At 48.2% G+C, this 18,797-nt stretch carries 19 protein-coding genes and 1 other RNA gene; 8 read left to right on the top strand and 12 right to left on the bottom strand.

Going from position 1 to position 18,797, the window contains the following annotated elements:
- Positions 1-254: 254 nt before the first annotated feature.
- From nagA to kbaZ, 6 genes are read right to left on the bottom strand one after another with little or no spacing between them, the layout of a single operon-like run.
- Positions 255-1,388, bottom strand: a complete 1,134-nt coding sequence (gene nagA, locus AACU19_RS17855) for an N-acetylglucosamine-6-phosphate deacetylase (protein ID WP_105278370.1) — start codon at positions 1,386-1,388, stop codon at positions 255-257.
- On the bottom strand, positions 1,385-1,819 hold the full coding sequence (gene agaF, locus AACU19_RS17850; protein WP_000948819.1) for a PTS galactosamine/N-acetylgalactosamine transporter subunit IIA: 435 nt from the start codon (positions 1,817-1,819) through the stop codon (positions 1,385-1,387). The genes nagA and agaF overlap by 4 nt, the downstream gene beginning before the upstream one ends.
- Before the next feature lie 17 nt (positions 1,820-1,836).
- Positions 1,837-2,715: a PTS N-acetylgalactosamine transporter subunit IID gene (agaE, locus tag AACU19_RS17845; RefSeq protein WP_001295548.1), complete on the bottom strand. Its 879-nt coding sequence runs from the start codon at positions 2,713-2,715 to the stop codon at positions 1,837-1,839.
- Entirely contained in the window at positions 2,705-3,484 is a 780-nt protein-coding gene (gene agaW, locus AACU19_RS17840) for a PTS N-acetylgalactosamine transporter subunit IIC (RefSeq protein ID WP_000406214.1), read from the bottom strand. Before agaW ends, agaE begins: the two co-directional genes overlap by 11 nt.
- Positions 3,485-3,494: 10 nt before the next feature.
- Complete coding sequence (agaV, locus tag AACU19_RS17835) at positions 3,495-3,968, bottom strand: PTS N-acetylgalactosamine transporter subunit IIB (protein ID WP_032303829.1); 474 nt, start codon at positions 3,966-3,968, stop codon at positions 3,495-3,497.
- Between the two features lie 22 nt (positions 3,969-3,990).
- A complete protein-coding gene (gene kbaZ, locus AACU19_RS17830) occupies positions 3,991-5,271 on the bottom strand; it encodes a tagatose-bisphosphate aldolase subunit KbaZ (protein WP_105278369.1) in 1,281 nt (426 codons plus the stop codon).
- A gap of 248 nt (positions 5,272-5,519) precedes the next feature.
- On the opposite strand from kbaZ, the gene agaR reads away from it, so the two are divergent.
- The gene (gene agaR / locus AACU19_RS17825; protein WP_000072187.1) at positions 5,520-6,329 is read left to right on the top strand and encodes an aga operon transcriptional regulator AgaR; all 810 of its coding nucleotides are present in this window, start codon (positions 5,520-5,522) and stop codon (positions 6,327-6,329) included.
- Between the two features lie 54 nt (positions 6,330-6,383).
- Here the strand turns inward: agaR and yhaV are convergent, their stop codons facing one another.
- The 3 genes from yhaV to garD form a co-directional block, all read right to left on the bottom strand.
- Positions 6,384-6,848: a type II toxin-antitoxin system ribonuclease toxin YhaV gene (gene yhaV / locus AACU19_RS17820; RefSeq protein ID WP_000347251.1), complete on the bottom strand. Its 465-nt coding sequence runs from the start codon at positions 6,846-6,848 to the stop codon at positions 6,384-6,386.
- Positions 6,848-7,183 carry a type II toxin-antitoxin system antitoxin PrlF gene (prlF, locus tag AACU19_RS17815; protein ID WP_001296435.1) on the bottom strand — a complete coding sequence of 112 codons (336 nt, stop codon included), beginning with the start codon at positions 7,181-7,183 and terminating at the stop codon, positions 6,848-6,850. Before prlF ends, yhaV begins: the two co-directional genes overlap by 1 nt.
- Positions 7,184-7,331: 148 nt before the next feature.
- The gene (gene garD / locus AACU19_RS17810) at positions 7,332-8,903 is read right to left on the bottom strand and encodes a galactarate dehydratase (RefSeq protein ID WP_105278368.1); all 1,572 of its coding nucleotides are present in this window, start codon (positions 8,901-8,903) and stop codon (positions 7,332-7,334) included.
- 374 nt (positions 8,904-9,277) lie between these two features.
- Here garD and garP point away from each other — a divergent pair, with 374 nt between their 5' ends.
- From garP to rnpB, 5 genes are all read left to right on the top strand, one after another.
- Positions 9,278-10,612, top strand: coding sequence for a galactarate/glucarate/glycerate transporter GarP (gene garP, locus AACU19_RS17805; RefSeq protein WP_032185178.1), 1,335 nt, complete (start codon positions 9,278-9,280; stop codon positions 10,610-10,612).
- A gap of 15 nt (positions 10,613-10,627) precedes the next feature.
- Positions 10,628-11,398, top strand: coding sequence for a 2-dehydro-3-deoxyglucarate aldolase (garL, locus tag AACU19_RS17800; protein ID WP_001058227.1), 771 nt, complete (start codon positions 10,628-10,630; stop codon positions 11,396-11,398).
- A gap of 29 nt (positions 11,399-11,427) precedes the next feature.
- A complete protein-coding gene (garR, locus tag AACU19_RS17795) occupies positions 11,428-12,318 on the top strand; it encodes a 2-hydroxy-3-oxopropionate reductase (RefSeq protein ID WP_001303675.1) in 891 nt (296 codons plus the stop codon).
- Between the two features lie 96 nt (positions 12,319-12,414).
- Complete coding sequence (gene garK / locus AACU19_RS17790; RefSeq protein WP_105278367.1) at positions 12,415-13,560, top strand: glycerate 2-kinase; 1,146 nt, start codon at positions 12,415-12,417, stop codon at positions 13,558-13,560.
- A 32-nt stretch (positions 13,561-13,592) separates the two neighbouring features.
- Positions 13,593-13,969: RNase P RNA component class A (gene rnpB, locus AACU19_RS17785), an RNA gene on the top strand.
- Positions 13,970-14,241: 272 nt separating this feature from the next.
- Here the strand turns inward: rnpB and AACU19_RS17780 are convergent.
- The 3 genes from AACU19_RS17780 to tdcR form a co-directional block, all read right to left on the bottom strand.
- Positions 14,242-15,411 carry a hypothetical protein gene (locus AACU19_RS17780; RefSeq protein WP_105278366.1) on the bottom strand — a complete coding sequence of 390 codons (1,170 nt, stop codon included), beginning with the start codon at positions 15,409-15,411 and terminating at the stop codon, positions 14,242-14,244.
- 21 nt (positions 15,412-15,432) lie between these two features.
- On the bottom strand, positions 15,433-15,972 hold the full coding sequence (locus AACU19_RS17775; RefSeq protein ID WP_001352916.1) for a hypothetical protein: 540 nt from the start codon (positions 15,970-15,972) through the stop codon (positions 15,433-15,435).
- Positions 15,973-16,210: 238 nt separating this feature from the next.
- Positions 16,211-16,447 (bottom strand): transcriptional activator TdcR, encoded by a 237-nt coding sequence (gene tdcR, locus AACU19_RS17770; protein WP_050009867.1) that lies wholly within the window; start codon positions 16,445-16,447, stop codon positions 16,211-16,213.
- Between the two features lie 314 nt (positions 16,448-16,761).
- Between tdcR and tdcA the strand changes: the two genes are divergently transcribed.
- Positions 16,762-17,700, top strand: a complete 939-nt coding sequence (gene tdcA / locus AACU19_RS17765) for a transcriptional regulator TdcA (RefSeq protein WP_000104211.1) — start codon at positions 16,762-16,764, stop codon at positions 17,698-17,700.
- Between the two features lie 98 nt (positions 17,701-17,798).
- Positions 17,799-18,788: a bifunctional threonine ammonia-lyase/L-serine ammonia-lyase TdcB gene (tdcB, locus tag AACU19_RS17760; protein ID WP_105278365.1), complete on the top strand. Its 990-nt coding sequence runs from the start codon at positions 17,799-17,801 to the stop codon at positions 18,786-18,788.
- The last annotated feature ends 9 nt before the right edge of the window (positions 18,789-18,797 follow it).

Below are 18,797 nucleotides of genomic sequence, written 5' to 3'. Positions count from 1 at the left end.
ATCTATAGAAAAGAAATCGAAAGTTCAATGGAGAAAAAAGAAATAAAACGAAATTTGTGATCGTTGAAAGAAAAGACAAGGGAAGATTAAAGGATTGAGTGATGACGTCGCTATGTGTACCGATTGCTGGAAGCGGCGTACCGTAGAGCGGATAAGACGCGCCAGCGTTGCATTCGACACCACTGCACAGATTAAAACGAAAGAAAAAGAAAGGCCTTACGGGGGAAGTGAAGGCCCAATAAAGGAGCAAACCATCAAAACGAAGCTAATTGACCCTGAATCCAGATTTGTTGCACATGCAGTCCGCTATTCAGCGCAACGACGCTGGCGCGTTTGCCCGGTTTAAGTGATCCCAGAACACCATCAACACCCAGCATTCGCGCCGGATGCAGCGACGCCATATGGATGGCTTCCGCTGGCGTTACGCCCGTCAGCTCGACCATATTGCGAACAGCCGCATCAACAGACAGCGTACTGCCCGCCAGTCCACCAGACGCGGTACGGACAACGCCACCGTGCATCTGCACCTCTTCACCACATAACGTATATTGACCATCCGGCATCCCGGCAGCCTGCATCGCATCAGTTATCAGCACTATTCTCTCTTTCGCGCAGCAACAACACAGTGACATCGCCGCCGGATGAACATGATGCCCATCGGCTATCAATTCCAGCCAGGCGCGCTTGTCCGTTAAACCCGCGCCAACTATTCCCGGTTCGCGGTGATGTAATCCTGTCATCCCGTTATAGCAATGCACCAGGCCGTCTGCGCCAGCATCAAATGCGGCGCGGGTTTGTTGCCAGGTTGCTGCGCTATGTCCCAGCATTACCCGTACGTTCTGCTGTTTAAGATGACGAATGGCTTGTAACGCGCCCGTTTTTTCCGGTGCCAGCGCCACCACGCGCAAGGTATGCCGTGAAACAGCAATCAATTGATCCAGCTCGGCAATTTCAAGTTCGCGAAACAGCTCCGGCGGATGTGCGCCTTTATTCTGCGGCGTGAAGTACGGTCCTTCGAGATAACTCCCCAGCACTTGCGCACCAGGTCCACCGCGCTGGCAGCGTAGAGCAATACGTTCCAGCGCCGCATGAATGGTATTAAGCGGCGCGGTTACGGTAGTCGGCAACCAACTGCCGACACCTTCCCGTGCCTTGTGCATTGCCAGCTTGTCGAGCACATCCGGCGCGTCATCCATAACATCAACGCCCGCACCACCGTGTACATGGGTATCGATATAAGCGGGGCAGAGCAGTTCCGCATCGCGTTCAGCCACGCCCACTGGAATCGGTTCGATTGCTGCAATTACACCGTCAGCAATATGCAACTGATGATCATCAAGCCAGCCCTCCTCAGTCAGTAGTCTTCTGGCGCGCAGAACGTGTGTCATATTCCTTCCTCGACCGGACATTCTTCATGGCAGCGGCCTAATTCATCCACCAGACTGGTCAGCCCACGGTGTCCACACTCCAGCGCCTGTACACGGAATTCTTCACCGCTTAACCCTTCGCGCTCCAGCACCATTTCCAGCAACAGTTGCAAATTGGTGCCGGTGATCACTTCATAGCCCGGTTTTTGCATCGCCAGCGTTGAAGCCACGCGAAACGGTGTGCCGCCCAGCAAATCTGTCAGAAAAACAATGCCGTCTTCACAATCCAGTTTGGCAATGGCCTCTTCAAGCTGCGATGTAAGCAGCGCAGTGCTTGAGGTTTCCGGAAAATCAATGGCGATAAACTGCGACTGCTCGCCGAGGATTTGCTTCATTGCTTTTTCCATGCCGCTGGCAAATCCGCCATGCCCTGTCAAAATAATACTTAACATCTAATACCTCATTGTATTTAAAGGAAATGACAGAATTTACCGACGATGCCAAGAACCACGGTAACCGCAATCAGGCGCAGCGGACTCCAGCCGCGGCGTACCAGCCAGAACATGGTCAGGGTGTAGACCAGCGGTAAGAAGGCAGGCATCAGTTTGTCGATAACGTCAGCCTGCAGCTTAACCACTGCGTCGCCCGCCGTGATTTCCAGCGTGGTGCTTAAACGAACATAGGTTGCCACCAGCGCGCCGATCACCGTCATCCCAACGATAGACGCTGCATGGCCGACTTTTTTGGTATTCGCTTTAATGAGTGGGATCGCCGCCACGCCCATGCGGTAAGCATAATGCGCCAGACCAAAACGCAGCCCCAGGTGTACCACGTTAAACAGCACAATAAACACGACTGCGCCAAGAATAGAGCCTTGCAATGCCAGACTGGCACCAATCCCGCCACAAATCGGCAGTAACGTTAGCCAGAACATGGCATCGCCAATCCCGCCGAGCGGCGCACCGACGGCAATTTTGGTGCTCTGAATACTGTTAACGTCCTGCTTAGAACGCTCCATCGCGAGGATAATGCCAATAACAAACGTCACCAGAAACGGATGGGTATTGAAGAAACCCATATGCCCCTTCATGGCGCGCGCCAGGTCGCGTTTATTAGTGTGGATCTTTTTCAGAGCAGGCAGCAGACCGTACAACCAGCCGGAAGCCTGCATACGCTCGTAGTTAAAAGAAGCTTGTAACAGCATGGAACGCCAGGCGACGCGGTTGATATCTTTTTTTGTTAGCTCCGCGCCAATGCTCTGATCTTCGTATACGTTTTCATTGACGCCTGTCAGTAGTGTCTCTTCATTTTCGCTGACGTTCGGCAGGGTGGTTTGATTAGATGCCATCTTCAAATTCCTCTTTCTGTGCCGCAGGTTGAGTCGGTTCAGGAGATTTACGCAGCAGGTCGATCAGCGCCATCGCCAGCGCGGCGGCAGCAATAGCCAGCACCGGTAACTTGAGCCAGGCGGCGGCAACGAAGCCCAGGATGAAGTAGGGGATGTAGACGTTTTTCATCATGATTTTCAGCAGCACGGCAAAACCGATTGCTGGCATGATGCCGCCCGCGACGCCAAGGCCGTCGATTAACCGTTGCGGCAGGACATCAATGATGGTTTTTGCATGTTCCGCGCCGAAGTAGATAGGCAGGAAAGCGCAGAGAAAATAGAACGTGCCGAGTGCCAGCAATGCCAGATAGTTCACGCGTTCAATGCCGCGAGTATCGGCGTTCTCCGCCATCCGGTCGCAGCGGGACATCACGCCAGACATCACCGAGAACAGGAAGGTAATCCCCATCTGTACTGCGACAGCGAAAGGTACGGCGACACCGACCGCGACATCCGGTTTCACGCCAGTAGTAATGGCAAACGCCGTGCCGACGATAGTTCCGATAATCACGTTAGGCGGCTGTGCGCCCGCCAGCGGTGCCAGCCCCATCCACACCAGTTCCAGCGTACCGCCGGTTAAAATACCGGTATGCAGATCGCCAAGCACCAACCCAACTAACGGGCCGAGGACCACCGGGCGGTGCATATGGGTCAAGCCGTTAAACATATCCAGGCCAGCGATAAAGGCGATAATGCCCAACGCAAATGCCTGCAACAGACTGATTTCCATAATGAATCCCTCAAAGTAATTTAAAGAGGTCCACAGCAGGTTCTGTCGGAACGCCCTGAACGAAGCATTCCACCCCAGCGGCTTTCAGGTCGTTAAATGCCGCGATATCGCTCGCATCCACAGAAACCGTTTTGGCAATTTGCTGCTTGCCATTGGCATAGTGCATGTTGCCAACGTTAATGCGACTCACCGGGACCCCACCTTTAACCAGCGTCAGGAAATCGGCAGGTGTTTTACAAACCAGCAGAATTTTCTGCCGATCGGCGGCGCGGTGGATGTTGTCGATCACTTTTTGCAGCGTCCAGAAACGTACTGCGATCCCTTCTGCCAGTACCATTTCCATCAGGTTTTGTTGTACCGGATCTTCGGCAACCTCATCATTGGCTACCAGCACCAGATTTGCCCCCGCAAATCCGACCCACTGAACGCCGACCTGACCGTGAATCAAGCGTTCATCAATCCGGCTTAAAACAATATTTGGCATAGCGTGTTCCTCTTTGTTTTGCTTATTGGCCTTCACAGGCTGTGTGGTACTGCGCCAGGATGTCCTGAATATGGTTGATAATGAGTTCCCGTGGCGTTGGCTGCAGCTCGCCGGAGCGAACTTTCACGTATTGCAGCGGCAGGTACTGACTGATGAGCGGCAGCGGAATTGGTGCATCCGCCAGGTTACGAACCAGATGGGCGAAAGCGTCATCAATCTGGCTGTCCGGCCAGTAGTAGCGCACGCGATCCGAGTAGCTATAACCACGCGCCAGGCGACGTGCGTTGCCGTCACCGTGGTAGTGGCTTTGCCAGTATTCCGGGCGGTCGAGCATCACGTTTTCCAGTACCTGACGCAGACCGGAACAGGCTTTCGCTGGCACCAGTTCTTCTTCAATCGCTGCCAGTGAAAACAGTGCTTCACGTAGGGCGAAGGTCAGCGCTGGGCCAACTTTCAGAATGGCAAAGTGGTCAATCACCAGCTGGCGCAGCGATTGCGGCGTTTGATAATCGGTAGAGTGCGCTTCGAAAATCAGCGTTTCGTAGTTTTCGACCATCTGGCTTAAGGCGGTCGCTTTAGCTGGCTGATAATCAATAACGTTGGTGTGATCGAATTCGACGCCGGGTTGTACCACCAGAGCAATGATGCGTGGCCAGATGGCATTCAGACCTTGCTTTTCAAAGGCGTGACGATGGGCTTCCAGCGTGGCGCGGGCGGCATCCGGCGTGGTGACCGCCAGCTCGCTTAAGGTTTCATGCGCGCCGCCAGGTACCGGCACTTCGGTACCAATGACATACACCAGATCGGCTTCGCCAAAGTGTTCACGACAGGTTTCTTCCGCGACTTTAGCCAGTCGGGCGGCGCGTTCAGCCACGATGTCATCGGTTAAGGGAACCGGATCGCCCTGACAGGACATGCTGCAATCAAGGTGAATTTTTTTGAATCCTGCCGCCACGTAGCTTTTAATCAAATCATCGGCATTGGCCATCGCCTGAGCTGCAGGCAGGTTTTGCCAGCGGTTTGGCCCCAGATGATCACCACCCAGAATCAACGCGTCTTGTGGGAAATTCAATGAGTCGGCGAGCTGACAAACAAAGCCGCGAAAATCGGCGGGTGTCATTCCGGTATAACCACCGAACTGGTCCACCTGATTGGATGTCGCTTCAATCAGTAACGGTGTTTGGTTTACACTGGCGTAGCGGATTGCAGCTTCCAGCACCAGCGGGTGTGCGGAACAAACGGCATAAATCCCATTTGTTTTGCCCTCTTTGTGCTGCCTCACCATTTCTGTCAGATGTTTCACTTTCCTCTCCAGTTCAGATTGCTGCGATATTAATCTTTCGTTTTGTTTCAGTTGATACTGCGTCATGGTGAGATAAAAATAAAACGAAAGATAATAGTTTTCTGATCTGATTCACAAAAGAAACATAATGAAAGTCACTGAAACGAGAGTAGCTTGCGTCAATGGGCAAGGTGGGCTTGCATTTGCTCAATAGAAAGGCGTTAATAGGCAAAACGAAATGAAACGAAAGTTTTACGAAAGGACTTACTATGAGTAATACCGACGCTTCAGGCGAGAAGCGAGTGACAGGCACCAGCGAGCGACGAGAACAAATCATTCAGCGCCTGCGACAGCAAGGGAGTGTGCAGGTTAACGATCTGTCGGCATTGTATGGCGTATCTACTGTGACGATTCGCAACGATCTGGCGTTTCTGGAAAAGCAGGGGATCGCTGTGCGGGCCTATGGCGGCGCGTTGATCTGCGATAGCACTACGCCGTCAGTCGAGCCATCAGTGGAAGATAAAAGCGCGCTGAACACTGCGATGAAACGCAGCGTTGCGAAAGCTGCCGTTGAGTTGATTCAGCCAGGTCATCGGGTGATCCTCGATTCCGGGACCACCACTTTTGAGATTGCTCGTCTGATGCGCAAGCACACTGACGTAATTGCGATGACCAATGGTATGAACGTAGCTAATGCGTTGCTGGAAGCGGAAGGCGTTGAGCTGCTGATGACCGGCGGGCATTTGCGCCGTCAGTCGCAATCTTTTTACGGCGATCAGGCTGAACAATCGCTACAAAATTACCACTTCGATATGCTTTTTCTCGGCGTAGATGCGATCGATCTTGAGCGCGGCGTCAGCACGCATAATGAAGATGAAGCCCGTTTAAACCGTCGGATGTGCGAAGTTGCGGAACGGATCATTGTGGTCACCGATTCCAGTAAGTTCAACCGTTCCAGTTTACATAAGATCATTGATACTCAACGTATCGACATGATCATTGTTGATGAAGGCATTCCTGCGGATAGTCTGGAAGGACTGCGAAAGGCTGGGGTTGAAGTGATTCTGGTCGGGGAGTGAGAAAGGGGGCCCGCTGGTCAACACCAATGTGTTCGGCGGGCATTGTGAACACCATCAATGGTTTTCTTCTGTCTCTTGGGTGAGGCTTTCCCAGTCGGCAGGAGGATGTCCTCTTTTTAACATTTTACTGAATACGGTATAGGCATCTGTTTTTTTACCGTAGGTGCGCAGCGTGTTTTCATCGTTCATCCATCCCAGAATGATGACTTTCTCTTTTTCACTGTAACGAAAGAAGAGACGATAGCGACCAGCACCAAATTTTACCCGTGACCAGTCTTTATTTTTCCCAGAGCCTAACGACTTGCCATGACGGAATGCCGGTGATGATGGATTGACCGTGATATGCTCCTCAATCACTTTATGGACCACCGCCAATAACTTTGTGGCAGCTTTTCTCTGATAATTTTCAGGATCTTTTCCCTTTAATGCCTCGACTTCGGCAACTAAAGCATCGTAGGTTTCCTGAAAACAGGGATGAGCATATAGCGCCCAACCATTAACCCTTTGTGGAAAATCCATTATTCGTCGTCGCCAATCTCATCGTCAATGTTGACGTCCATGCCAGCGACAAGTTTCTTTCCTTGTTGAATGTCGAATGGACGAGTTTTTTGCGGGTTGTTCTGGATATCTGCATCCAGAAAACGCAAAAATGCATTCATAGTATGATCCTCCTGTTCATCTCCCAGTCGGCACATAAATACTTGCCCACCAGGCAGAATTTCGTAATGAATGCTGTCCAGGCCTGGCTTCAGTTTTAAGGCCTCACGCACTGGCGCGGGGATAGTTGTTTGTCCGCGTATCGTGACCTTTGATTCAGTGGTCAGTACAGCGTTAGAGCGAGCATTAGCGGGCATTATTTACTGTCCTTTTACAGCCTGTTTTCTGCTCAAATTATAAGCTTGAACTAAGGTAATGCAAATGCATTATTAATGGATGTGTGGACTTTAAACAATAAAAACATGGCACTAAGGCCATGTTTTGCGAGGGACGTTCCAAAAGAAATCAGGTCACCGGTGCCGGGTTAAACACCGCCAGCTGGTTATGCAGTCCCCATTGATCCGAGAAGGTTTTCTTCTTCCCGCTGGCGACGTCGAGAATAAAGTGGAACAGCTTCCAGCCCACTTCTTCTATGGTTTCTTCGCCGGTGGCGATGGTGCCTGCGTTGATATCCATTAAGTCAAACCAGCGGTTCGCCAGCGCGGTGCGGGTCGCCATTTTAATGACGGGTACCGCTATCAGGCCGTACGGCGTACCACGACCGGTCGTAAACACTTGCACGGTGATACCCGAAGCCACCTGTTGCGTGCCACAGACAAAATCGCTGGCTGGCGTCGCAGCGTAAATTAATCCGCGTTTAGTCGGGCGTTGACCGGGCGATAGCACTTCAACAATTGCGCTTTTACCCGATTTAGCAATGGAGCCGAGCGCTTTCTCCACCACATTTGCCAGACCGCCTTTCTTGTTGCCCGGCGAAGGGTTGGCGCTGCGGTCGGTTTTTCCCATATTGAGATAGTTATCGTACCACTCCATCTCTTCCAGCAGACGCTTGCCGACCTCTTCGTTCACTGCGCGCGGCGTCAGCAGATGGATCGCGTCACGCACTTCCGTTACTTCCGAGAACATCACCGTTGCACCGCAGCGCACCAGTAGATCAGATGCATAACCCACGGCCGGATTTGCCGTTACACCAGAAAACGCATCGCTACCACCGCACTGCATACCAACAACCAGTTCTGAAGCCGGACAGGTTTCTCGCTGACGTTGATTCAGTTTTTGTAGATGGCGTTCGGCGACCTGCAAAATATCCTCGACCATGGACTGAAAACCGACATGCTTTTCATCCTGCAAACTGACAATGCTGGCGCTTTCTACTGGAATAGCTTGCACATCATCCGTTCCAGTCAGCAGGCGTTCAGGCTGCAACTTTTCACAACCCAGACCAATCACCATTACTTCGCCGCCAAAGTTAGGGTTCAGCGAAATATTGTGAATGGTACGAATAGGCACAACTGCCGCCGGTGCGTTAATCGCCACGCCACAACCGTACAAATGATTCAGCCCCACCACGCCATCGACGTTCGGGTATTTCGGTAGCAGATCGCGTTCAATGATTTTTACTACATAGTCCACCACGCCTGCCACACAGTGGACGCTGGTGGTGATGCCGAGCAGGTTTTTGGTGCCCACGCTGCCATCGGCATTACGATAGCCCTCAAAGGTGTATCCTTCCAGCGGCGGTAAGGGTTCCGGGACTTTGGTTGCCAGTGGCAGCGTGTGTAACGGCGGCGCTTCCGGTAGTACAACCATTGATTCGTCGATCCAGCTTCCGCGTGGGATTGCGCGCACGGCGTAACCAATCACTTCACCATAACGAATAATTTCACCATTAGCCGGAATGTCCAGCAATGCGACTTTATGCCCCTGGGGAATATGTTCAATTAATTCCAGCCCATCCGGAAAACGCGTTCCTGCTTTCAGGCCATTATCATTAACAATAATTGCCACATTATCTGTGTCGTGAACTTTTATATAAAACGCAGTTGGCGTTTCTTGTCTGATTTCGATGTTGGCCATTGTGCAATATTCTCCAGCCAGGGGTTATTAAAATGAGGACCTGGTCTCATTTAAAAATAAATGACTTCATTGGGTGAAATAAGAATGTCAGGAGTTTAAACGCAGAAATGTGATCAATGTCAATCATTTCAGGGATTGCAGTGCCGCCCGGCAGGGTAAAGCGCAAATCTGTGCTTTAGCGCGCAACCTTATGTGCATATGCTCAAAATAATATTTAAATAGTAATAATTAAATTAGCATTTGCACAATGATTATTATTCTCTCGCTGCTTATACTAATTCCTGAGTTCATTGTCGTAACGGCATAAATAAAACTCATAAATAACACCTTCCCCATAATAATAAAAATCAGCATAAGTACCCGAGGTAAATAAAATGATTCTGGACACCGTTGACGTAAAAAAGAAAGGCGTGCATACCCGCTATTTAATATTACTGATTATTTTTATTGTTACCGCCGTTAACTACGCCGATCGTGCAACGCTGTCTATTGCTGGTACCGAAGTGGCAAAAGAGTTGCAGTTAAGTGCGGTTTCGATGGGTTACATCTTTTCTGCTTTTGGCTGGGCCTACTTGCTGATGCAAATCCCCGGCGGCTGGCTGCTTGATAAGTTTGGCTCGAAAAAAGTTTACACCTACAGCCTCTTTTTCTGGTCGCTATTCACCTTCCTGCAAGGCTTTGTTGATATGTTCCCGCTGGCCTGGGCAGGGATCTCCATGTTCTTTATGCGCTTTATGCTCGGCTTCTCGGAAGCGCCATCATTCCCGGCGAACGCCCGTATTGTCGCCGCCTGGTTCCCGACGAAAGAACGTGGTACTGCCTCCGCCATCTTTAACTCGGCGCAATATTTCTCGCTGGCGCTCTTTTCGCCTCTGCTTGGCTGGCTGACTTTCGCCTGGGGATGGGAGCACGTCTTTACCGTTATGGGGGTGATTGGTTTTGTGCTGACGGCGCTGTGGATCAAGTTGATTCATAACCCGACAGATCACCCACGTATGTCTGCGGAAGAGCTGAAGTTTATATCTGAAAATGGCGCGGTGGTCGATATGGACCACAAAAAGCCGGGCAGCGCGGCAGCAAGCGGTCCCAAACTGCATTACATCAAGCAATTGCTCTCTAACCGCATGATGTTGGGCGTATTTTTCGGACAATATTTTATCAACACCATCACCTGGTTCTTCCTCACCTGGTTCCCGATTTATCTGGTGCAGGAAAAAGGCATGTCGATTCTGAAAGTGGGTCTGGTCGCCTCGATTCCGGCACTGTGTGGTTTTGCGGGCGGCGTGCTGGGAGGTGTCTTCTCGGATTATCTGATCAAACGCGGTTTATCCCTGACCCTGGCACGTAAGCTACCGATTGTGCTGGGAATGTTGCTGGCTTCCACCATCATCTTATGTAACTACACCAACAACACCACGCTGGTGGTCACGCTGATGGCGCTGGCTTTTTTTGGCAAAGGATTTGGTGCTCTGGGCTGGCCGGTGATTTCTGACACCGCGCCGAAAGAGATTGTTGGCCTCTGCGGCGGCGTCTTTAACGTCTTTGGAAATGTTGCCTCCATTGTCACTCCACTGGTGATTGGCTACCTGGTAAGTGAACTGCACTCCTTCAATGCAGCACTGGTTTTTGTGGGATGTTCAGCGCTGATGGCGATGGTCTGCTACCTCTTCGTAGTTGGCGACATTAAACGTATGGAATTGCAGAAATAAGCAAAGGTATAAGCGATGAATAACGATGTTTTCCCGAATAAATTCAAAGCCGCACTGGCTGCGAAACAGGTACAAATTGGTTGCTGGTCAGCACTCTCTAACCCGATTAGCACTGAAGTTCTTGGTTTGGCTGGGTTTGACTGGCTGGTGCTGGATGGCGAACATGCGCCAAACGATATCTCCACGTTTATTCCGCAGTTAATGGCCCTGAAAGGCAGCGCCAGCGCGCCAGTAGTGCGAGTGCCGACCAACGAGCCGGTAATTATAAAGCGTCTTCTGGATATCGGTTTCTATAACTTCCTGATTCCTTTTGTAGAAACAAAAGAGGAAGCAGAGCAGGCGGTGGCATCAACCCGTTACCCACCGGAAGGCATTCGCGGCGTCTCCGTTTCTCACCGCGCCAATATGTTTGGCACCGTGGCGGATTATTTCGCTCAGTCGAACAAGAACATCACCATTCTGGTCCAGATAGAAAGTCAGCAGGGCGTAGATAACGTCGATGCCATTGCCGCTACCGAAGGTGTAGACGGTATCTTCGTCGGCCCCAGCGATCTGGCTGCGGCATTAGGCCATCTCGGCAATGCCTCGCACCCGGATGTACAAAAAGCAATCCAGCATATTTTTAACCGTGCCAGTGCGCACGGCAAACCCAGCGGTATCCTCGCGCCGGTCGAAGCCGATGCGCGTCGTTATCTGGAATGGGGCGCGACGTTTGTGGCTGTCGGCAGCGATCTCGGCGTCTTCCGCTCTGCCACTCAGAAACTGGCTGATACCTTTAAAAAATAACCACCACCGCAACAAGAGAGATGATTGATATGACTATGAAAGTTGGTTTTATTGGCCTGGGGATTATGGGTAAACCAATGAGTAAAAACCTTCTGAAAGCAGGTTACTCGCTGGTGGTTGCTGACCGTAACCCAGAAGCTATTGCTGACGTGATTGCTGCAGGTGCAGAAACAGCTTCTACGGCTAAAGCGATCGCTGAACAGTGCGACGTCATCATAACCATGCTGCCAAACTCCCCTCATGTGAAAGAGGTGGCGCTGGGTGAGAATGGCATTATTGAAGGCGCGAAGCCAGGTACGGTATTGATCGATATGAGTTCTATTGCACCGCTGGCAAGCCGTGAAATAAGCGAAGCGCTGAAAGCGAAAGGCATTGATATGCTGGACGCCCCGGTGAGCGGCGGTGAACCGAAAGCCATCGACGGTACGCTGTCAGTGATGGTGGGCGGCGACAAGGCTATTTTCGACAAATACTATGATTTGATGAAAGCGATGGCGGGTTCCGTGGTGCATACCGGGGAAATCGGTGCAGGTAACGTCACCAAACTGGCAAATCAGGTCATTGTGGCGCTGAATATTGCCGCGATGTCAGAAGCGTTAACGCTGGCAACCAAAGCGGGCGTTAACCCGGATCTGGTGTATCAGGCAATTCGCGGTGGACTGGCGGGCAGTACCGTGCTGGATGCCAAAGCGCCGATGGTGATGGACCGCAACTTCAAGCCGGGCTTCCGTATTGATCTGCATATTAAGGATCTGGCAAATGCGCTGGATACTTCCCACGGCGTCGGCGCGCAACTGCCGCTCACAGCTGCGGTTATGGAGATGATGCAGGCACTGCGTGCCGATGGTTTAGGAACGGCGGATCATAGCGCCCTGGCGTGCTACTACGAAAAACTGGCGAAAGTCGAAGTTACTCGCTAATGACGTCGTGCCCGGATGGCGTATTGCAATCCGGGCCTGGAATCCAGGCCGAATAAGAGAAACGCCCTCCGGCGTCATGTGGTAACAGGCATAGGTATGAAAATCGTAATCGCCCCAGACTCTTATAAAGAAAGTTTATCTGCCAGCGAGGTTGCGCAGGCGATAGAAAAAGGATTTCGGGAAATTTTTCCTGATGCACAGTATGTTTCCGTTCCGGTTGCCGACGGTGGTGAAGGAACGGTGGAAGCCATGATTGCAGCCACCCAGGGGGCTGAACGTCACGCCTGGGTTACAGGGCCGCTGGGCGAGAAAGTGAATGCCAGTTGGGGGATCTCCGGCGATGGCAAAACCGCGTTTATCGAAATGGCGGCGGCCAGTGGGCTGGAACTGGTACCTGCGGAAAAACGCGATCCACTTGTGACCACTTCACGCGGTACTGGCGAGTTAATCCTGCAGGCGCTGGAGAGCGGCGCGACAAACATTATTATCGGCATTGGCGGCAGCGCCACCAACGACGGCGGCGCAGGCATGGTGCAGGCGCTGGGGGCGAAATTATGCGATGCCAACGGCAATGAAATTGGTTTTGGCGGCGGTAGTCTTAATACCCTGAATACCATTGATATATCGGGCCTCGATCCACGCTTAAAGAATTGTACGATTCGCGTTGCCTGCGATGTCACCAATCCGCTGGTGGGCGATAACGGCGCATCGCGCATCTTTGGCCCACAAAAGGGAGCCAGTGAAGCGATGATTGTCGAGCTGGACAATAACCTCTCTCACTATGCCGATGTCATTAAAAAAGCGCTGCATGTTGATGTGAAAGATGTCCCCGGCGCAGGAGCTGCGGGCGGTATGGGCGCGGCGCTGATGGCGTTTCTTGGTGCGGAACTGAAAAGTGGTATTGAAATCGTCACGACGGCGCTGAATCTGGAGGAACATATTCACGATTGTACGCTGGTGATCACCGGTGAAGGGCGTATTGACAGCCAGAGTATACACGGCAAGGTTCCGATTGGCGTCGCAAACGTGGCGAAAAAGTACCATAAACCGGTGATTGGCATTGCGGGTAGCCTGACCAATGATGTTGGCGTTGTACATCAGCATGGCATTGATGCGGTCTTCAGCGTATTGACCAGTATTGGTACGTTGGACGAAGCATTCCGCGGGGCTTATGACAATATTTACCGTGCTTCACGTAATATCGCCGCGACACTGGCGATTGGAATGCGCAACGCGGGGTGACAAGGGCGCGCAAACCCTCTATACTGCGCGCCGAAGCTGACCAGACAGTCGCCGCTTCGTCGTCGTCCTCTTCGGGGGAGACGGGCGGAGGGGAGGAAAGTCCGGGCTCCATAGGGCAGGGTGCCAGGTAACGCCTGGGGGGGAAACCCACGACCAGTGCAACAGAGAGCAAACCGCCGATGGCCCGTGCAAGCGGGATCAGGTAAGGGTGAAAGGGTGCGGTAAGAGCGCACCGCGCGGCTGGTAACAGTCCGTGGCACGGTAAACTCCACCCGGAGCAAGGCCAAATAGGGGTTCATAAGGTACGGCCCGTACTGAACCCGGGTAGGCTGCTTGAGCCAGTGAGCGATTGCTGGCCTAGATGAATGACTGTCCACGACAGAACCCGGCTTATCGGTCAGTTTCACCTATTTTAACGAAAACCCGCCAGCGTAAACTGGCGGGTTTTTGCTTTTGAGGAGGGTGGTCGGAAAGATGAACGTCTTATCTGGCCTACAAAACAACGAAAATTCAATATATTGCACAGAGGCAATGTAGGCCTGATAAGCGTAGCGCCTCAGGCAATTTTGTGTTTATCATCAGTCTCGAACCTGCTTCGGCAAGCTTTTACTTTTGGTGCAGACGGAAAGATGAACGAATATCTAAGCTATTAATAATAGACTTTGCAAGAAATCATTACATTTATATTTCATTTAAAAGATCGTAATCATACGTATATTCTTTGCTAATAAAACGACACTCGTTGAAGCTAAATTCATCGTCTGAAAAGGAATTGTCAACAGAATATCTCTCTTCCTCCAGGCTATTATCTGAAAGCAAGTCGTTTGAGTTAGTGTAATCTAGGTTGTAATCGACAGTATAATTAATTTCTGGATCGGTTTGGTAATCATTTTTTTTGACGCAATCATATTCTTCAATAATTTTGTCGATATAATCATATGCTTTTTCTAATGAGAAGTTTTTCATCTCTGGTAATTTAACTTTGCTCAAATAATTATTAATTTTTGAGGAATTTTTATATATGCTTTTTGTTAATTCTTTTTCTAATTTGTCTGTTATATTTGCTGTTGGTATGGATTTTATAATCGCATATCTCATGATTTTTAATTGATCTTCGGTTAAATCTCCAAGCTCATTTAAACAACTTTCGACAAAGTTGATTTTTTCTCTGGAATAATCATCGCTGATACTTGTTAACGCTGGGGTGATTTTTAATAAAGAATTCCATGAGATAGTACCATTGTGTGTCGAACGCATAAAATTTATATTGTACATATTGGTTTTAGTAAACTTTGTTGCAAACAATGTAAAGGGATCTAAAGTCGCGTAAGCCATATGTTTATTTGAAAAATCATAACCAGTTAAATCGACGTTATGCAAGTCCAGATAGGATAAATCTATTACGTCGCCTGCTCCAGAGCTAAAGATTACATTTAGTCTTCTGATTTCATTATAAATTTCCTTTAATGAACAATTTATGTTCATGATGTCTGTTGAAATTTTTTTGTTATTTAACGGTTCACAAATTATAAGTTCGCAAGTATTGTCTGATCGTTGCGTTATTTGGGCATTATAACCTAAAAAGTCTATGCGAAGAGACGAGTCATTATAAAGTATTACATTTTTTAAGTATGCTAATTCTTGTTGGAAATCACCATCGATAATACATGTCCCACCAGGTTGCAACGCGCTGATTAACGTGACCATTTGTTTAGAAGTCTGTATTAGTTTTACTACACCTGGTGCTAGTGCTTTGAGGTCATTTATTATGGGGTTTTCAGGAAGGTCATTCATTTTTATACATACTAAATTATTACCTAAGTCATTACCTATTGATGAAACCGGGAACATTATTTTATCCTTTTTAAATAATCAATGAGAATCATGATTAAAATGATCTGGTGAAAAAAAGAGAATTTGCCAACAATCTGAAACATTGTCAGTTTTATTAAAATGATTAAATTCCGTTAAGATAACTTCTTTTTGCGTGAACTTTGCGCAAAACTTAAAAATTGTCTCCTTGATACACTCCAGATCTTTTCTATTGATGGCTGAACAAGTACATTTTTCGCCAAAAGGTGAAAATGTGCCTACATCTAAAGTTTGTATTATATAATCATCATTTACTCCTGTAGAAATATCTATGATGAATGGACTTCTATTTTCCGGTTGGATTCGGATCATTACAGAAGAAACATCACCTTTATAGACATTCAATGCAGTAATTGCAGATAATATTCTCCGCAATTCATTGCTTATGCTGTAAATTTCATTAACGTCATTTGTCGATATAATCTCGGCAAATTTTATTTTTACCTTCCAATAATCAATGTTTCTATTATAAGTGTTAACAGTTTCGTACATTGGTGGTATCGAAGGGGGTAAAAAATGTGAAACCGAATAACCTTTCATTGATGCCTGCCTTGTCATCATGACAAACAATAATCAATGCTTATTTTCCTTGCACGGTTCGCTCACAACTATCAAAAAACGCTCAATTACCCGGCATTACAGTCAACGAAGCAAAATTCTGTGGTCTACAACGATGTAAAGCACAACGAAAATCCTCCTTGTTCTCTTATTCTGATCGTATAGCGATGAACATCAATTATTCGTTTTGTGATCATCAACACAAAATGCTATTTAGTAACTATGGTGACAGTAGAAACGAGGGGAAACGATTGCATTCACAAAATGACGTCCTGTAAGAAGGGTGAAAGTTGATGTTAATCAATTGTTCGAGATGATCAATATCTGTATTCGAAATTTTAAAACATTGATAAAATAAATGTTTTCCCTCCAACAAATAGCGAGAAAAAATGTGACGTGCCGCATTATTTATCGCTGAAAATGATTTATTTATAATAAAATTTGATAACTTGCTCATAAAATTTAACTCAAAATTTGCCTGGTAATTATCCGCTAATTGCTTGAAATATGGTCGCAGCTGCTTTTTTTTATTAACCACATAACGAATGATGTTATCGCCATAAAATATGGTTATCCCTGTCATTTTTTTTGACAAAAATCAGGGTTTATGCTGATTTATATACTTTAACTTATTGATATATAAAAGCATTTAATTGATACAGTGATATCCAGAAAAGTATTGAAAGTTAATTTGTGAGTGGTCGCACATATCCTGTTCATTTCATTTTGATACACTTCATGCCGTCAATGAGGTTATTAACGTAGGTAGTTATGAGCACTATTCTTCTTCCGAAAACGCAGCATCTGGTAGTCTTTCAGGAAGTCATTAGAAGTGGCTCTATCGGCTCGGCTGCAAAAGAATTAGGGTTAACTCAACCGGCCGTCAGTAAAATCATTAACGATATTGAAGATTATTTTGGTGTGGAATTAGTGGTGCGGAAAAATACCGGTGTAACATTAACACCTGCCGGTCAATTGTTACTCTCCCGTTCCGAATCCATTACCCGTGAAATGAAAAATATGGTTAATGAGATAAGCGGTATGTCTTCTGAGGCGGTGGTGGAAGTCTCATTTGGTTTTCCTTCATTGATTGGTTTTACTTTTATGTCAGGGATGATCAACAAGTTCAAAGAGGTGTTCCCGAAAGCGCAGGTTTCTATGTATGAAGCGCAACTGTCTTCGTTCTTACCGGCAATCCGCGACGGTCGACTGGATTTTGCGATTGGTACGTTAAGTGCAGAAATGAAGCTTCAGGATTTACATGTTGAGCCGCTGTTCGAGTCCGAGTTTGTGCTGGTAGCCAGTAAGTCCCGAACATGCACCGGCACCACCACGCTGGAGTCGTTGAAGAACGAACAGTGGGTGTTGCCACAAACTAATATGGGGTACTACAGCGAACTGCTTACTACGTTACAAAGAAATGGCATCAGTATTGAAAACATCGTTAAAACCGACTCAGTCGTGACAATTTATAATCTTGTTCTCAATGCTGATTTCTTAACTGTAATTCCTTGTGATATGACGTCACCTTTTGGTTCTAATCAATTTATTACTATTCCGGTTGAAGAAACATTACCTGTGGCACAATATGCCGCGGTATGGTCGAAAAATTATCGTATTAAAAAAGCAGCATCGGTTTTGGTGGAATTAGCCAAAGAGTATTCATCTTATAATGGGTGTAGACGAAGGCAATTAATAGAAGTTGGTTAGTTATTTGTTTTTATTTAAACATAAATAATCCACCTGTCTGTCTTGCAGGTGTCGGTTACGGTTACCTACATATTTAATTCAGGCGAAGAGGTTTTATAATGCATATTACATACGATCTGCCGGTTGCTATTGATGACATTATTGAAGCGAAACAACGACTGGCTGGGCGAATTTATAAAACAGGCATGCCTCGCTCCAACTATTTTAGTGAACGTTGCAAAGGTGAAATATTCCTGAAGTTTGAAAATATGCAGCGTACGGGTTCATTTAAAATTCGTGGCGCATTTAATAAATTAAGTTCACTGACCGATGTGGAAAAACGTAAAGGCGTGGTGGCCTGTTCTGCGGGCAACCATGCGCAAGGGGTTTCCCTCTCCTGCGCGATGCTGGGTATCGACGGTAAAGTGGTGATGCCAAAAGGTGCGCCAAAATCCAAAGTAGCGGCAACGTGCGACTACTCCGCAGAAGTCGTTCTGCATGGTGATAACTTCAACGACACTATCGCTAAAGTGAGCGAAATTGTCGAAATGGAAGGCCGTATTTTTATCCCACCTTACGATGATCCGAAAGTGATTGCTGGCCAGGGAACGATTGGTCTGGAAATTATGGAAGATCTCTATGATGTCGATAACGTGATTGTGCCAATTGGTGGTGGCGGTTTAATTGCTGGTATTGCGGTGGCAATTAAATCTATTAACCCGACCATTCGTGTTATTGGCGTACAGTCTGAAAACGTTCACGGCATGGCGGCTTCTTTCCACTCCGGAGAAATAACCACGCACCGAACTACCGGCACCCTGGCGGATGGTTGTGATGTCTCCCGCCCGGGTAATTTAACTTACGAAATCGTTCGTGAATTAGTCGATGACATCGTGCTGGTCAGCGAAGACGAAATCAGAAACAGTATGATTGCCTTAATTCAGCGCAATAAAGTCGTCACCGAAGGCGCAGGCGCTCTGGCATGTGCTGCATTATTAAGCGGTAAATTAGACCAATATATTCAAAACAGAAAAACCGTCAGTATTATTTCCGGCGGCAATATCGATCTTTCTCGCGTCTCTCAAATCACCGGTTTCGTTGACGCTTAATTAATTCGT

This window comes from Escherichia sp. MOD1-EC4550 (genome assembly GCF_963876935.1).
GTDB lineage: Bacteria > Pseudomonadota > Gammaproteobacteria > Enterobacterales > Enterobacteriaceae > Escherichia > Escherichia coli_F.
Note: the sequence above shows the minus strand (reverse complement) of the source record. Positions and strands in the feature narration are given on the sequence as shown.

What these genes read in the sequence shown, in the direction of transcription:
- tdcA (WP_000104211.1), top strand. Translation starts at nt 16,762, where the DNA reads ATGAGCACTATTCTTCTTCCGAAAACGCAGCATCTGGTAGTCTTTCAG.
- agaF (WP_000948819.1), bottom strand. Translation starts at nt 1,819, where the DNA reads ATGTTAAGTATTATTTTGACAGGGCATGGCGGATTTGCCAGCGGCATG.
- nagA (WP_105278370.1), bottom strand. Translation starts at nt 1,388, where the DNA reads ATGACACACGTTCTGCGCGCCAGAAGACTACTGACTGAGGAGGGCTGG.
- tdcB (WP_105278365.1), top strand. Translation starts at nt 17,799, where the DNA reads ATGCATATTACATACGATCTGCCGGTTGCTATTGATGACATTATTGAA.
- garD (WP_105278368.1), bottom strand. Translation starts at nt 8,903, where the DNA reads ATGGCCAACATCGAAATCAGACAAGAAACGCCAACTGCGTTTTATATA.
- AACU19_RS17775 (WP_001352916.1), bottom strand. Translation starts at nt 15,972, where the DNA reads ATGAAAGGTTATTCGGTTTCACATTTTTTACCCCCTTCGATACCACCA.
- garP (WP_032185178.1), top strand. Translation starts at nt 9,278, where the DNA reads ATGATTCTGGACACCGTTGACGTAAAAAAGAAAGGCGTGCATACCCGC.
- prlF (WP_001296435.1), bottom strand. Translation starts at nt 7,183, where the DNA reads ATGCCCGCTAATGCTCGCTCTAACGCTGTACTGACCACTGAATCAAAG.
- garR (WP_001303675.1), top strand. Translation starts at nt 11,428, where the DNA reads ATGACTATGAAAGTTGGTTTTATTGGCCTGGGGATTATGGGTAAACCA.
- agaE (WP_001295548.1), bottom strand. Translation starts at nt 2,715, where the DNA reads ATGGCATCTAATCAAACCACCCTGCCGAACGTCAGCGAAAATGAAGAG.
- tdcR (WP_050009867.1), bottom strand. Translation starts at nt 16,447, where the DNA reads ATGAGCAAGTTATCAAATTTTATTATAAATAAATCATTTTCAGCGATA.
- agaW (WP_000406214.1), bottom strand. Translation starts at nt 3,484, where the DNA reads ATGGAAATCAGTCTGTTGCAGGCATTTGCGTTGGGCATTATCGCCTTT.
- AACU19_RS17780 (WP_105278366.1), bottom strand. Translation starts at nt 15,411, where the DNA reads ATGTTCCCGGTTTCATCAATAGGTAATGACTTAGGTAATAATTTAGTA.
- garL (WP_001058227.1), top strand. Translation starts at nt 10,628, where the DNA reads ATGAATAACGATGTTTTCCCGAATAAATTCAAAGCCGCACTGGCTGCG.
- garK (WP_105278367.1), top strand. Translation starts at nt 12,415, where the DNA reads ATGAAAATCGTAATCGCCCCAGACTCTTATAAAGAAAGTTTATCTGCC.
- agaR (WP_000072187.1), top strand. Translation starts at nt 5,520, where the DNA reads ATGAGTAATACCGACGCTTCAGGCGAGAAGCGAGTGACAGGCACCAGC.
- agaV (WP_032303829.1), bottom strand. Translation starts at nt 3,968, where the DNA reads ATGCCAAATATTGTTTTAAGCCGGATTGATGAACGCTTGATTCACGGT.
- yhaV (WP_000347251.1), bottom strand. Translation starts at nt 6,848, where the DNA reads ATGGATTTTCCACAAAGGGTTAATGGTTGGGCGCTATATGCTCATCCC.